Here is a 13,586-nt window from a genome sequence, read left to right as displayed (position 1 = left end):
GCCTTTCATCGCATAGATGGAAGGCTTTTTTATGCCATGTATTGTAATTTACGGCTGCTTTTTCAAAGCCAAAACATCATGCTTGATCCATAGAACAGGGGGAGGACTTAAAACTGATGCGATAGGGTTTAAGCAAAATATTTCAGGTACAATCAATTGAAAAAATGAGAAATTAAAAGGTTATTGCATGTCTCCTATTCAGGCTCAACGCGCCGTTCGTGGTCGCTTTCTTGATATTCAACACACTGTTTCCCAAGCCTCCGATATTGCTCAAGCCATTCGTTATATTGAAGATGGCTTGCTCATCACTCACGCTGGGAAAATTACATGGTTTGGGACATGGCAAGATGGGCAAAATTTGCTGAATCAAGATATGCCGCTGGAACATTATCCTGAGCAACTGATTGTGCCGGGATTCATCGATACCCATATCCATTTCCCACAAACCGAGATGGTTGGTGCTTATGGGGAACAACTACTAGAATGGCTCGACACCTATACCTTTCCTACAGAATTGCAGTTTAAGGACAAAGCCTATGCCGACAAAATTGCGCAATTTTTTGTTCAGGAATTATTGAAAAATGGTACGACAACTGCCTTGGTTTTTTGTAGTGTACATGCTGAATCAGTCAATGCCTTATTTGAAGCGGCTGAACAGCATCAAATGCGTTTAATTGCCGGCAAGGTGATGATGGACCGTCATGCCCCTGCAGACCTGTGTGATACAGCAGAAAGTTCTTATCACGACTCTAAAGCACTAATTGAAAAATGGCATGGCAAAGGTCGTAACCTCTATGCGATTACTCCGCGTTTCGCCCCCACATCTACACCAGAACAACTTGCAAAAGCAGGACAGTTAAAAGCTGAATATCCTGAAGTGTATGTACACACCCATTTAAGTGAAAACAAGAATGAAATTGCCTGGGTAAAAGATTTATTTCCAGAACAAAAAGGCTATCTGGATGTTTATCATCATTATGGCTTAACCGGGCAGCGTTCGGTATTTGCCCATTGCGTGCATTTAGAAGATGCTGAATGGGACTGTATGCATCAGACCAACTCAGCGATTGCCTTTTGCCCAACCTCAAATCTGTTCTTGGGCAGTGGTTTATTTCCTTTGAAAAAAACCTGGGAAAAGCAGGTTAAAGTTGGCTTGGGTACAGACATTGGTGCCGGTACTTCATTTAACCAGCTGCAAACTCTAAATGAAGCCTACAAAGTGCAACAGCTTCAGGGTGATAAACTCTCTGCATTTGAATCCTTGTATCACGCCACATTGGGCGGAGCCAAGGCTTTAGATCTGGACGATAAACTGGGTAACTTTAACCTGGGTAAAGAAGCCGATTTTATTGTGCTCGATTTAAAGGCCACCGCACTACAGGCACTGCGTCAAGAACGCGCCAAAGGCATTGAAGATGCATTATTTGCACTGATGATCATGGGCGATGATCGTAATATCCAGGCGACTTATATTTATGGAGAACCGGCGTATGTCAAAGAATAAGACGACAAAAAGATCCTATAAAAAGATGTTGTTGTTGGTTGCAATAGGTGTGGCTTGTGCTGTGTTGCTTAAGCGTGATACCCCACAAACCAAGGCCTGATTACATTTTCAGCCGCAAAAAAGATGCATCTCTTGAGCAGATGTATTAAAATTAAAACGTCTTTTGAGGTGTTGCTGGTCAACACCTTTTTTATTTTTTGATTTGCTTTTAGGTATCTACCCATGACCGTTCATATGAGCGTAATGATCTCAGCTGAAGAAATTCACGCGAAAGTCAAAGAGCTTGGTGCAAAAATTGATGCTCACTATGCCAATAGTGACAAAGAACTTGTTCTGATTGGTTTACTGCGTGGTTCAGTCATTTTTATGGCTGATTTATGTCGTGCAATTACCAAACCGCATGAACTCGACTTTATGACGGTATCAAGTTACGGTGGCGGTACGGTTTCAACACGTGATGTCAAAATCTTAAAAGACCTGGACGGCGAAATTCGCGGTAAAGATGTTCTTATTATCGAAGATATTATTGACTCAGGGAATACCCTCAGCAAAGTTCTGGAAATTTTAACGACGCGTAATCCTAATTCAATTGAACTGTGTACTTTAATTAGCAAACCTTCACGCCGTGAAATTGAACTTGAAGTGAAGTTTTTAGGCTTTGAAGTGGAAGATAAGTTTATTGTCGGTTATGGCTTGGACTTCGACCAAAAATATCGCCACATTCCATTTATTGGCGAAATTGGTCTATAAGACCCACCAGATACTTAAAGTGGCCGAAGGCCACTTTTTTTTATCATTCACATTTCAACAAGAACAAAAACACAACAGTTTTTAGCAGGATTCGCCTGTTTCATTTTCTATAAATGATTAATTATAAAAATGAAAGCGTAATGAAAGTCTATAAACAAACGATAAATGGAGAAGATATATGTGGTCACTTATAGTTGCGATCGTGGTCGGTTTTATTGCGGGTTTAATTGCACGCGCAATTCATCCTGGAAATGATAAATCAGGATTTATTGTTACGACTTTGTTGGGTATCGCAGGTTCTTTATTGGCAACTTACGGTGGACGTTTACTCGGCCTCTATGGTGAAAACTCTGCCGCAGGCTTTATTGCTTCGGTGATCGGCGCCATCATTATCCTATTCCTTTATAATCTGATTGCAAAAAAATCAGGGGTTTAAATCCGTCTTCAAATGCTCAGTTACTCCAATAAAAAAGCACCTATTAAGGTGCTTTTTTATGGCTTAATTCATCAGGAAATAAACCTGTTATAGACCCAGCTCTTTCCACATTTTTTCTATTTCTTGAGCAGGGTGGGAACCCATCACCTTAAAACCATTGGAAAAAATAATGGCTGGTGTTCCATTTAAACCCAATGATTTTCCTAAACTCAAATTACGCTCAACCGGATTGGCACAGGTCTTTTTAGAACTTGGCTGAATCCCTTTACTGATCAAATTTGACCAAGCCAAGGCAGAATCTTTTTCACAAAAAACTTGCTTTGAAACAGCAATTGACTGGTTTTTGATTGGATAAATAAAAGTATAAATCGTGACATCATTCAATTTGTTTAATTCAGTCTCAAGTTGTTTGCAATACGGGCAATTTGGGTCAGAAAAAATCGCGATCTGGCGTTTCCCATTACCTCGCACACTTTTCACTGCATCCTGTAAAGGCAATTTTTTCCAATCAATGCTGTTTTGTTTAAGCACTAAATCTTTGGTCAAATTTTTCTGATCACTTAAACGGTACATTGAACCCACCAGAATATGTTGCGCATCTTCACCTACATACACCACTTGACCATCCATTGAACCGCTATAAATGCCTTTCATATCGGTGGCTTGAATATTTTCAATGTTCAATTTTGGGTGTTGTTTGGTGAGGTTGCTTTTGACCGTATCAACATTCGCCAAACTTAAGCTTGAAATAAAACTGACCAAGGCGAATGCCAATGTTTTTTTTATCATGTTTTTTTGCTCATAGATTCCAATTGTTCAACGCGATTCTACTTAAAATTTAACGACAGATTCAGTTAATTTTAGCAGTCCTTACTGAAAGCACACATATTTCATCATCAAGGTTTCACGTGGAACATTGACATGATTTATAGCGGATTTATTTCTACCGAAATATGCACAATTTCGTCATGAATAGACAGTGCTTTACGGACTTGGTCTGCGTTCAAATTGGAATCGGTTGCTAAAGCTAAAATACAGGAAAATTTTCCTTTACCGACTTTCCAAACATGCAGGTCGGTAATTTCAACCACTGAAAATTCAGCAATCACTTCCCGGATTTCTTCCACTACCGGATGATCCATTTCCGCATCGAGTAAAGTTTTTCCTGTTTCTTTAATCAGGCCAATGGCCCATTTTGCCACCAAAATCGAACCTGCAATCCCGAGTACTGCATCCAGAAAACCCCAATCTAAATACTTTGCAGCAAACAGCGCAATAATCGCAAACACTGAAGTCACTGCATCTGCCACTACATGCATAAATGCAGCTTTCTGGTTTAGGTCGTGATGTGTATGAGCGTGCTCATTTTCATGTTCGTGGTGATGGTGATGGTGATCATCATCATGCAGTAACCAAGCACAGATTAGATTAATCACCAAACCCAGAATTGCAATGGGAATGGCCTGGTTATAATGGATATCTATGGGATTTAAGAGTCGTTCTATCGACTGGAATGCCATAAATATCGCCACCACCATCAATAAGATCGCGCTGCTATATCCGGCTAAAATTTCAATTTTCCAGGTGCCAAAACTAAATCTGGCATCATGTTCATAATGACGTGCAGAACGATAGGCAAAATAAGCCAGTCCCAAGGCCAACATATGTGAACTCATATGCCAACCATCGGCAAGCAACGCCATAGAGTTGTAAATCCAGCCTCCAATCACTTCTAATAGCATCATCACTGCCGTTAGAATAGTCGCCAATAGAATACGTTTTTGGGCGAGGGGATTACCTTCATCAAACTGATGAGCGTGTGTTCTGGTCAATGGGGCTTTTTGCATAATTTTAGCGCTTAAATATACTCCCCCATAGTATATTTATTTTTTGGAGAATTGTGTTGGGTCATTTACATCAAGATAAGAAAATTCATAATCGAGTCAAACGCTTACAAGGACAAATTAACGCCGTAGAGCAAGCCTTAAACAGCCCTGAGCATTCATGTATTACGGTATTACAGCAAGTTGCTGCCATTAAAGGCGCCGTGAATGGCCTAATGAGTGAATTGATCGAATCACATTTACGTCATCACGTGATTAGTGAAGAAACTGAAATTAATGAACAGGAACTTGCTGAATTTTTAAAATTATTAAAGCGTTATAGTTAAATGGTTTACATCTTATAAATTGACGCCCTAGGCGGATAAGAATTAATCTATAGCTCTTCTTTCCTCTCCAAATATCCGCTATTTTCAAACCTATGGCGGGTGTTTCTGTGACTCTACATGACGACTCAACAATCATGGCGACCATTTTTAATGGTCAGTCTGGCACTTTGTATTGGAACCATTGGAACCGCACTCGCGAGCCCTTTATATCCGATCTATCAAGAACTGTGGCATTTACTGCCTAGCCATATTACCTATATCTTTGTGGCCTATATGTTTGGCTGTCTGGCGACCTTGCTATTTTTAGGTCGAACCAGCAACAGTTTTGGATTCCTACGTACCTTACAAATCGGTATCGTATTTGTCATCTTGGGCTTAGCGCTCTCATCCATTGCATCGAATGCACTTTGGTTGGCTTTGGGTCGCTTTATTATTGGGATTGCATCAGGGCTGATCAGTACCTCTGCGATGCTTGGATTAATCACCACCATTCCAGATAGTCATAAACAAAATGCACCGCAATTAAGTTCCATCATTACCGTGATTGGTTTTGGCTTGGGACCCTTTATTGGCGGGCTGATTGCTCAGTTCTCTACCCAACCGTTAATTACCCCTTATTTACCCATTATTGCAGCCGCGATTTTATGCTTTTTTGGTTTATTTCTGGTTAAAGTCCCACGATTTAAAGCCCAGCCTTTTTCAATTGCACCACGTTTAGAAATACCTGCAGCCCAGCATCAAGCCTTATTTTTTATTGCCGGTTTAACTGCATTCAGCGCTTTTGGGGCGTTTAGTTTATTTGCCTCTCTGTCGCCATCCTTCGTAAAAAACCTGATTCCCTGGCATGGACCATTGGTCAGTGGTTCAGCGATTGCCAGTATTTTACTGGTTTCTGCTGTCGTACAATTTTCCGCTAAACATCTTCCTGCAGCAAAAAGCCTGAGTTTAGGGCTGATAACTTTAGTTGTAAGCTTTGTTTTACTAGGCTTATGCATGAGTATGCAGTGGAGTATTTTGTTCTTTATCAGCGACATTATGGTCGGTGTAGGACATGGACTGGGCTTATTGGGTGCATTCGGTTTAATTCACCAGATGACGACCACGGATAACCGTGCAGCTGTGATGTCGACCTATTTATTTATTGGTTATTTAGGCACGATTGTACCGATTATTGCGGTGGGTTATTTAGCTGATCATTTTGGTTTAACCATTGGGGTTTTAGGATTTTGCGTAGGCGTTGGTTTACTCTGTCTTTCGCTGATATTTTGGCATAAGAAAATTACATCATAAAAAAACCGCCTTTATAAAGGCGGTTTTTAAAATCGACTGGATTATTTTCCAATACAGAATGATCCAAAAATTTTCCCTAACAAATCATCTGCACTAAATTCCCCAGTAATTTCGGACAAGGCATTTTGCGCCAGACGAAGAGACTCTGCCACCAATTCACCCGCTTGATACACCACCAACTGCTCATGTGCTTCTGCAAGATACACTTGAGTACGTTTCATTGCGTCTAAATGGCGTGTACGTGCAATAAAGGTATCTTCTTCTGGCTGGAAGCCTGCATGCGCTGTAATCGCATCTATAAGCGACTGAACACCAGTTTCCTGCTTGGCTGAGACGGTAATATGACGAAATCCCTGATAATCGCCAATTTCAGCAACTGCACCGGTTAAATCGCACTTGTTGGCGATTAACATTAGACGGCGTGGCTCCAGATGCTCGGCAAAATAGTTTTGTGCCAGTTGCAGTGGATCTTCACCTTGGCTTAAGTCATACACCAACAGTAACAAATCGGCTTGTTCAATTTCTTTAATCGCGCGGCGAATGCCTTCTTTCTCGACAATATCCCCAGTTTCACGCAGACCTGCAGTATCGGTCAGAGTGATCGGCAAGCCATTTAAGGTGATTTTTTCATGCAAGACATCACGGGTGGTACCAGCAATATCGGTCACAATAGCACGTTCATTTCCGGCCAAAGTATTCAACAAGGAAGATTTACCTGCGTTCGGTTTACCGGCGATCACCACCTGTAAGCCTTCACGCAATAACTGACCTTGACGTGCCGACTTTTGTACTGCCGTCACTGAACTTTGCACATCTTCAAGCAAAGCTAAAATTTTACCATCGGCCAAAAAGTCTATTTCTTCTTCAGGGAAATCAATGGCAGCTTCCACATGTAAACGTAGATGAATCAATTTCTCTAATACGGTATTTACTCGGGTCGAAAACGCCCCTTGTAAAGAACGTACCGCAGAACGTGCAGCGGCTTGTGAAGTGGCATCGATCAAATCGGCAATCGCTTCGGCCTGAACCAAATCCAGCTTGCCATTTTCAAAGGCACGCATCGAAAATTCACCGGCTTTGGCCGAAATCGCACCCAATTCAAGCAAACGCCCCAGCAAAGCATTTTGAATCACAGGTCCACCATGACCTTGCAACTCAACTACATCTTCACCGGTAAACGAGTTTGGATTGGGGAAGCAGATGGCTAAACCTTCATCCATGACTTCGCCCGCAGCATCATAGAACTGACGGAAACCGGCAAAGCGTGCTTTTGGTAAAGCCTTTTGAGTTAATGCTTCTGCAATGGCATAGGATTTTGGACCAGACAGACGAATCACCCCCACACCACCACGTCCAGGCGGAGTTGCAATTGCAGCAATCGTTGTTCGGTTTTGCATAAAATTCACCTAAAAAGTCCTAAATTACAGCCAAAGAAAAATCCGCCTAAGATTACCATCTTAAGCGGATTTATTCAGCTATTCGCAATCAGTCGTTACTTAAACAACGTCGCGTTTTTCGCGTTCTTTCGCAACACCTTTGTTGATCAAACTTTGCTGCAAGATAGTAATACTGTTGTTGACAATCCAGTACATTACCAAGCCCGCAGGGAAGAACAACATAAATACGGTGAAGATAATTGGCATGATTTTGAAGACTTTCGCCTGCATCGGATCAGCCGGTTGCGGATTTAATGACTGCTGAATAAACATGGTCAAACCCATCAATAACGGCAGGATAAACCATGGATCCATTGCAGATAAATCTTGAATCCAGCCTAACCACGGTGCGTGACGAAGTTCTACCGACTCCATCAATACCCAGTACAAGGCCAAGAAAATCGGCATTTGTAAAAGCAGTGGCAAGCAACCTGATAATGGGTTGACTTGTTCACGTTTATACAGCGCCATCATTTCTTGCGAGAAACGCATGCGGTCTTCACCGAACTCTTCTTTCATGCGTTGCATTTCAGGTGCAATCACACGCATTTTCGCCATAGAGCGATAGCTCTTAGCAGATAATGGCCAAAGAATCAGTTTCACCAACACAGTCAACAGGATAATTGACCAGCCCCAGTTGCCGACAATGTTATGGAAGAATTGAAGACCCAGGAACAATAACTTCGCAATTGGCCACAACCAACCATAATCCACAGTTTGGTTTAAACCGATCGCCAAATCTTTCAGTTCAGACTGAATTTTAGGACCTGAATAGAACGTCGCATCCAATTCAGCCGCAGTACCTGCAGGTACATTGATCATCGGTGAAGTGAAACCAATAATATTCATATTATCAGTGGATTGACGCGATTCCAATTTCGCACTATACGGCTGACCATTGGCTTGAGTCAGTTTAAGATCACCTGGAATCCAAGCACTTACGAAATAGTGTTGAACAACACCAACCCAGCCACCTTTTGCTTCAACATTCAATTTTTCATCATTGAAGTTGTCAAATTTAAGCTTGTTGTAGTGTTCTTCAGGTGTACCCCACGCACCACCTAGGAATGTGCCTAGTGTGAAAATGCCTTGGTCTGATTTACCTGGATCGTCCGAATTATCACGTTTGATTTGACCAAACATTTGACCTTGCCAGTTCTGAGCACTACGGTTCACAACTTTGTGGTTGACAATAATCGGGTATTCACCTTGCTTAAAGGTAAATGTTTTAATGATCTCTACACCATCAGCCGTTTTATAAACCATCGGTACAGATAAAACTTTAACCGCTTTACCATCTTTGGTTTTTTCAGCTTTTGCATCAGCCAAACTATAAGCTGCTTTTTCAACTTCATAAACCGGACGACCATTACGGTTGCTGTCAGGTCCATTTAAACCAATCAAGCCAGACTGAGCAACGTAAGTACGTTTTGCATCGCTTTCCAGCATGACAAACGGTTCATCACTGTCTTTATTTTTATCGTGGTTCAATAATTCAATACGAACAATGTCACCACCTTTAGGATTAATCCAAAGATGATAAAGGTCAGTTTGTACTGAAATAAGCTGTTGACTTACAGGTGCAGTGGCATCTGTTGTAGTTTGCTGAGTGGCAATATTTGCTTGAGGCACGTCAGACGCTGCTGGAGCTGTTTGAGCATTTGGCAAATCTGCAGATACTTCATGTGAAACCACGGCAGCTTCTTGCTGCGGTTTAGTCTCTGCATGACCATAATCTTTTTGCCAAGCCAAAATAAGCAAATATGCGACGACAAACATAGCCCCTAGAATTGCAAACCTGGCCCATTGTTGCATATCTATTATCCCAAGTAGTTAGAGTGATTTCGGTTCAATAAACGATCACGAAAGGGTACAGCAACGTGAAGCGTTTGAGAATCCATTTGCTGAAATGAAATAAAACGAATTGCTTTTGGAGGAACAGGGTCATAACCCGAACCACCCCAAGGATGACAACGGCAAATACGTTTGCTAGCTAACCACGCACCACGCACAGCACCATGAGAATGGACTGCTTCTAAAGAATATTGAGAACATGTTGGAATATAACGACAACGGGGTCCCAATAAAGGACTAATCGCGATCTGATAGAATCGAATCAACCAATGCAGTAAACGTACCATTGGCCTTCTCTACTTTTGTGGGGAGGGAGCTATCTTTTTATGCTTATTGGCAAGGCGTTGCAATTTCTGCCAAGCAAATTGTAATTGCTGTTGCAATTCTGCATTAGGGATTGCTTCAATGCCGACTTTAGGCATGACCACAATATCTAATAAATCTAATTGCTGTTGATGAAGGCGAAAACTTTCGCGAGCAAGACGTTTTACTCTATTTCTTTCATGTGCGCGACGCACTTTTTTCTTGGCAACAACAATACCCAAACGGCTGGAAGGCTGTTCGGAATTTTTTGCCAAAAATAAGAAGTGGGGTTGATGCACTTTAAAAAGCGCACCATCAAACACACTTTTATAATCGGCAGCACAGCGTATGCGTACGTCTGTGCTGAAGCCATAAAGTGTCATGACACCCAAAATCGTAATAACTTAACTAATTAAACAGTTAAGCTATGACGACCTTTTGCACGACGGCGAGCTAATACTTGACGACCAGCTTTAGTAGCCATACGAGCACGGAAACCATGAACACGCTTACGCTTTAATTCTGATGGTTGAAATGTACGTTTCATATTGAAACTCCAAAAATGATCTTCTATGAAGGTTCGCGATTTTAGTGTTCATTCAGTGAGCTGTCAATCAAAAACAAACTTTCTTTCAAAATAAGGTATTTTTTAAAAAAATGAAAAATATGAGATTTTTTATCACATTAAAAATTGTTTTAATTTTACACACAACATAAGTTATTGATTAATAATGCAACATAAGTTATAAACAGAAATATTCACAACATTATCCACAACTTAGTATTGGTAAGATTGTTTTCTTCACTTTTGAATTTAAATTTAAAAATATTCAGAGTTATCCCCATCAACAACCGTTCTTATAATTAAATTCAAATTTATAAATTTAAATTTATTACTATTAGGGAGCTGTTTTTCTGTGGAAAAGCTATTTTTAATCTTCATAAACATAAAGTTAGGTTGTGGATATCCATGTTTTTATAACCTTGTTAAATTGGGGATAACTTTGTGGTATATTTTATCCACAGCTTGCGGATAATCTTATCCACACCATGATTTAAATTTAAATTTAAACTGGAATTTACTTTTTTGAGTGATATTTCTTTAATTTTGCCATGACAGATGTGGATAACTTCGATAGAATGGCGACCCGCTTGGTCGGGCTCAAATGATTTTTTATAACTAATGGAATAAATAGGGGTTTCACATGCTTTGGACTGACTGTTTAACTCGTTTGCGACAAGAGCTTTCGGGTAATGTCTTTACAATGTGGATTCGCCCTTTGGTGGCTGAAGAGCTTAACGACACCTTAAAACTTTATGCACCCAATCCGTATTGGACCCGTTATATTCAGGAACATCATCTTGAGCTGATCACGATTTTGGCAGAGCAAATGTCTGAAGGCCGGGTGCGCAAAGTTGAAATTTTGGTGGATTCCCGTCCAGGTGCAATTTTATCCGCCCATGAACAACCGGCAACGACGACTGCTGCTTTGCAATCGGTTGCCACGCCGATGGCCAGACCGCGAAAAGAAAAAGAAGAATCAGGCGTTAAAAATAGCCGTAAGCGTTTATTAAACCCATTATTTACCTTTTCGTTATTTGTGGAAGGTCGCTCGAACCAGATGGCGGCGGAAACTTGTCGTAAAGTTTTAACCCAATTGGGTGCTTCTCAACATAACCCTTTATTTTTGTATGGTCCGACAGGTTTAGGTAAAACCCATTTAATGCAAGCGGTGGGGAATGCTTTATTACAAGCCAAACCTAATGCGCGCGTGATGTATATGACTGCCGAAAGTTTTGTCCAGGATTTTGTCAGCTCATTACAACAAGGCAAAGTGGAAGAATTTAAGAAAAATTGCCGCTCGTTGGATTTGTTGCTAGTCGATGATATTCATTTGCTGGCCGGCAAAGAAGCCAGTTTGGTGGAGTTTTTCTATACGTTTAATGCCTTGTTGGATGAGTCGAAACAAATCATTTTGACTTCAGATCGTTATCCTAAAGAATTGACTGAACTGGATGCACGTTTGGTTTCGCGTTTTTCTTGGGGCTTGTCGGTGGGTGTGGAACCACCAGATATTGAAACCCGTATTGAAATTTTGTTGAAAAAAGCTGAAAACATCGGGGTTGAGTTGCCGCGTAATTGTGCTTTGTTTGTGGCACAACAAGTCGTGGCCAATGTTCGTGAGCTTGAAGGTGCGTTGAATAAAGTCGTGGCTATTTCACGTTTTAAAGGCACCCCAATTGATCTGGATGTGGTGCGTGAATCGTTAAAAGATGTGTTGGCGATTCGTGCCAGAACCATCAGTACTGAAAATATCCAGCGCGTGGTAAGTGAATATTTCCGTATTCCGCTAAAAGAAATTGTTGGTCCGAAACGTACCCGTATTTATGCCCGTCCACGGCAGTTGGCAATGGGGCTTGCGCGTGAATTGACCGGCGATAGTTTTCCCGAAATTGGCATGGCCTTCGGTGGTCGTGATCACAGTACCGTGATGCATGCCTGTGAGAAAGTATTAAGCCTTCGTAAAGAAGATCCGATCTTCAATGAAGACTATAAAAACTTGCAACGTTTGTTGCAAAGTTGATCGAATTTGATCAAATTCTATTCTTGCAATGCGGCATATTCTGCCGCATAGTACACTGCTAAAAACACATTTATTTATTATTTATCTTCAGTAGTTAGAGGAATGTATCGTGCGTTTGAAAATCGCGAAAGAAAGCTTACTTAATGTTCTGTCACATGTCGTAGGAGCGGTTGAACGTCGCCATACTTTAAACATTCTTTCTAATGTAAAGATCCAGGTCAGTAACGAGTCGTTAACTATTACCGGTTCCGATTTGGAAGTGGAACTGGTTGCCAGTACTACGCTGGCTGAAGGTGCATGCTTGCAAGTGGGCGAGACCACTGTTCCTGCACGTAAGCTGATGGACATCTGTAAATCTTTACCGACTGCGGCATTGATTGACCTGCAAATTACTGAAGATCGCTGCATTTTAAAATCGGGTAATAGCCGTTTTGTGTTGGGAACTTTGCCTGCGGAAGACTATCCGTTATTGAGCACTGAAAATGCTCAAGGTACCCAGGTGACTGTGACTCAGCGCGAGTTAAAACGCCTGTTTGAAAAAACCGCTTTCGCGATGGCAGTGCAAGATGTCCGTTTTTATTTAACTGGTACATTACTTGAAATTGATCAAAATCAGCTTCGCGCAGTCACCACCGATGGTCATCGTTTAGCATTGTGTGAAACAGCAGCAACTTCAACTGCAACTCAAGCTATTCAAGCAATTGTGCCACGCAAAGCAGTGGCGGAATTGCAACGCTTACTCAGTATTGAAGATGAACAATTATCTTTGCTGATTGGTCGTGAATTGTTAAATGTGACCATTAGCACACCAAGCCGCGACAAAGAGCAGGGTGATATTACGGTTCGTTTCACCACCAAGTTGATTGACGGGAAATTCCCGGATTACCGTCGTGTAATTCCGCGTGGTGGCGATAAAAACGTATTGATCGCACATGATGTATTTAAACAATCTCTGCAACGTGTGGCGATTTTGAGTAATGAAAAATTACGTGGTGTGTTCCTGAATTTTGGTGCTGATTGTTTACAACTTCGCGCCAATAATCCAGAGCAAGATGAGGCGATTGAAGATCTAGCCATTCAATATGCGGATGCACCGATGGAAATGTCATTTAATGCGCAATATTTATTGGATGTATTAGGTGCTTTGGATGGTGATGATGTCTATATGACCATGACTGAAGCCAATCAATCTGTATTGGTACACGATCCGGCACAACAAGATCAGACCTATGTTGTGATGCCGATGCGGGTTTAATTT

General features: G+C 41.3%; 13 protein-coding genes and 1 pseudogene. 7 read left to right on the top strand and 7 right to left on the bottom strand.

Features of this window, described 5'->3' with window-relative positions:
* Positions 1 to 187 precede the first annotated feature (187 nt).
* The 3 genes from guaD (at position 188) to B9T23_RS15670 (ending at position 2,690) form a co-directional block, all read left to right on the top strand.
* Positions 188 to 1,504 (top strand): guanine deaminase, encoded by a 1,317-nt coding sequence (guaD, locus tag B9T23_RS15680; protein ID WP_086194735.1) that lies wholly within the window; start codon positions 188 to 190, stop codon positions 1,502 to 1,504.
* 222 nt (positions 1,505 to 1,726) lie between these two features.
* Positions 1,727 to 2,254, top strand: a complete 528-nt coding sequence (gene hpt / locus B9T23_RS15675; protein WP_067723855.1) for a hypoxanthine phosphoribosyltransferase — start codon at positions 1,727 to 1,729, stop codon at positions 2,252 to 2,254.
* Between the two features lie 178 nt (positions 2,255 to 2,432).
* Positions 2,433 to 2,690, top strand: coding sequence for a GlsB/YeaQ/YmgE family stress response membrane protein (locus tag B9T23_RS15670; RefSeq protein ID WP_067723856.1), 258 nt, complete (start codon positions 2,433 to 2,435; stop codon positions 2,688 to 2,690).
* Between the two features lie 87 nt (positions 2,691 to 2,777).
* On the opposite strand, the gene B9T23_RS15665 is transcribed toward B9T23_RS15670, so the two are convergent.
* Together B9T23_RS15665 and dmeF are read right to left on the bottom strand one after the other, a co-directional pair.
* Complete coding sequence (locus B9T23_RS15665) at positions 2,778 to 3,479, bottom strand: DsbC family protein (RefSeq protein ID WP_086194734.1); 702 nt, start codon at positions 3,477 to 3,479, stop codon at positions 2,778 to 2,780.
* A gap of 81 nt (positions 3,480 to 3,560) precedes the next feature.
* Positions 3,561 to 4,537: pseudogene (gene dmeF / locus B9T23_RS15660) on the bottom strand (CDF family Co(II)/Ni(II) efflux transporter DmeF).
* 56 nt (positions 4,538 to 4,593) lie between these two features.
* Here dmeF and B9T23_RS15655 point away from each other — a divergent pair.
* On the top strand, positions 4,594 to 4,860 hold the full coding sequence (locus tag B9T23_RS15655) for a metal/formaldehyde-sensitive transcriptional repressor (protein ID WP_086194750.1): 267 nt from the start codon (positions 4,594 to 4,596) through the stop codon (positions 4,858 to 4,860).
* 117 nt (positions 4,861 to 4,977) lie between these two features.
* The gene (locus B9T23_RS15650; protein WP_228145946.1) at positions 4,978 to 6,150 is read left to right on the top strand and encodes an MFS transporter; all 1,173 of its coding nucleotides are present in this window, start codon (positions 4,978 to 4,980) and stop codon (positions 6,148 to 6,150) included.
* Between the two features lie 41 nt (positions 6,151 to 6,191).
* On the opposite strand, the gene mnmE is transcribed toward B9T23_RS15650, so the two are convergent.
* The 5 genes from mnmE to rpmH form a co-directional block, all read right to left on the bottom strand.
* On the bottom strand, positions 6,192 to 7,547 hold the full coding sequence (gene mnmE / locus B9T23_RS15645; protein ID WP_086194732.1) for a tRNA uridine-5-carboxymethylaminomethyl(34) synthesis GTPase MnmE: 1,356 nt from the start codon (positions 7,545 to 7,547) through the stop codon (positions 6,192 to 6,194).
* Positions 7,548 to 7,646: 99 nt separating this feature from the next.
* The gene (yidC, locus tag B9T23_RS15640) at positions 7,647 to 9,401 is read right to left on the bottom strand and encodes a membrane protein insertase YidC (RefSeq protein ID WP_086194731.1); all 1,755 of its coding nucleotides are present in this window, start codon (positions 9,399 to 9,401) and stop codon (positions 7,647 to 7,649) included.
* Between the two features lie 5 nt (positions 9,402 to 9,406).
* Positions 9,407 to 9,727 (bottom strand): membrane protein insertion efficiency factor YidD, encoded by a 321-nt coding sequence (gene yidD / locus B9T23_RS15635; RefSeq protein ID WP_086194730.1) that lies wholly within the window; start codon positions 9,725 to 9,727, stop codon positions 9,407 to 9,409.
* 9 nt (positions 9,728 to 9,736) lie between these two features.
* Complete coding sequence (gene rnpA, locus B9T23_RS15630; RefSeq protein ID WP_004650901.1) at positions 9,737 to 10,126, bottom strand: ribonuclease P protein component; 390 nt, start codon at positions 10,124 to 10,126, stop codon at positions 9,737 to 9,739.
* A gap of 29 nt (positions 10,127 to 10,155) precedes the next feature.
* On the bottom strand, positions 10,156 to 10,290 hold the full coding sequence (gene rpmH / locus B9T23_RS15625) for a 50S ribosomal protein L34 (RefSeq protein ID WP_000831329.1): 135 nt from the start codon (positions 10,288 to 10,290) through the stop codon (positions 10,156 to 10,158).
* A 658-nt stretch (positions 10,291 to 10,948) separates the two neighbouring features.
* Between rpmH and dnaA the strand changes: the two genes are divergently transcribed.
* Complete coding sequence (gene dnaA, locus B9T23_RS15620; protein WP_067723862.1) at positions 10,949 to 12,328, top strand: chromosomal replication initiator protein DnaA; 1,380 nt, start codon at positions 10,949 to 10,951, stop codon at positions 12,326 to 12,328.
* Between the two features lie 109 nt (positions 12,329 to 12,437).
* On the top strand, positions 12,438 to 13,583 hold the full coding sequence (gene dnaN / locus B9T23_RS15615) for a DNA polymerase III subunit beta (RefSeq protein WP_067723863.1): 1,146 nt from the start codon (positions 12,438 to 12,440) through the stop codon (positions 13,581 to 13,583).
* The last annotated feature ends 3 nt before the right edge of the window (positions 13,584 to 13,586 follow it).

Origin of the sequence: Acinetobacter terrae, from assembly GCF_002135195.1 — a bacterium.
Taxonomy (GTDB): domain Bacteria; phylum Pseudomonadota; class Gammaproteobacteria; order Pseudomonadales; family Moraxellaceae; genus Acinetobacter; species Acinetobacter terrae.
This window is presented reverse-complemented; position numbering and strand designations above follow the sequence as displayed.

Coding starts and splice junctions, on each gene's coding strand:
- mnmE (WP_086194732.1), bottom strand. CDS start 7,547: ATGCAAAACCGAACAACGATTGCTGCAATTGCAACTCCGCCTGGACGT.
- hpt (WP_067723855.1), top strand. CDS start 1,727: ATGACCGTTCATATGAGCGTAATGATCTCAGCTGAAGAAATTCACGCG.
- B9T23_RS15650 (WP_228145946.1), top strand. CDS start 4,978: ATGACGACTCAACAATCATGGCGACCATTTTTAATGGTCAGTCTGGCA.
- yidC (WP_086194731.1), bottom strand. CDS start 9,401: ATGCAACAATGGGCCAGGTTTGCAATTCTAGGGGCTATGTTTGTCGTC.
- yidD (WP_086194730.1), bottom strand. CDS start 9,727: ATGGTACGTTTACTGCATTGGTTGATTCGATTCTATCAGATCGCGATT.
- B9T23_RS15670 (WP_067723856.1), top strand. CDS start 2,433: ATGTGGTCACTTATAGTTGCGATCGTGGTCGGTTTTATTGCGGGTTTA.
- guaD (WP_086194735.1), top strand. CDS start 188: ATGTCTCCTATTCAGGCTCAACGCGCCGTTCGTGGTCGCTTTCTTGAT.
- rnpA (WP_004650901.1), bottom strand. CDS start 10,126: ATGACACTTTATGGCTTCAGCACAGACGTACGCATACGCTGTGCTGCC.
- B9T23_RS15665 (WP_086194734.1), bottom strand. CDS start 3,479: ATGATAAAAAAAACATTGGCATTCGCCTTGGTCAGTTTTATTTCAAGC.
- dnaA (WP_067723862.1), top strand. CDS start 10,949: ATGCTTTGGACTGACTGTTTAACTCGTTTGCGACAAGAGCTTTCGGGT.
- rpmH (WP_000831329.1), bottom strand. CDS start 10,290: ATGAAACGTACATTTCAACCATCAGAATTAAAGCGTAAGCGTGTTCAT.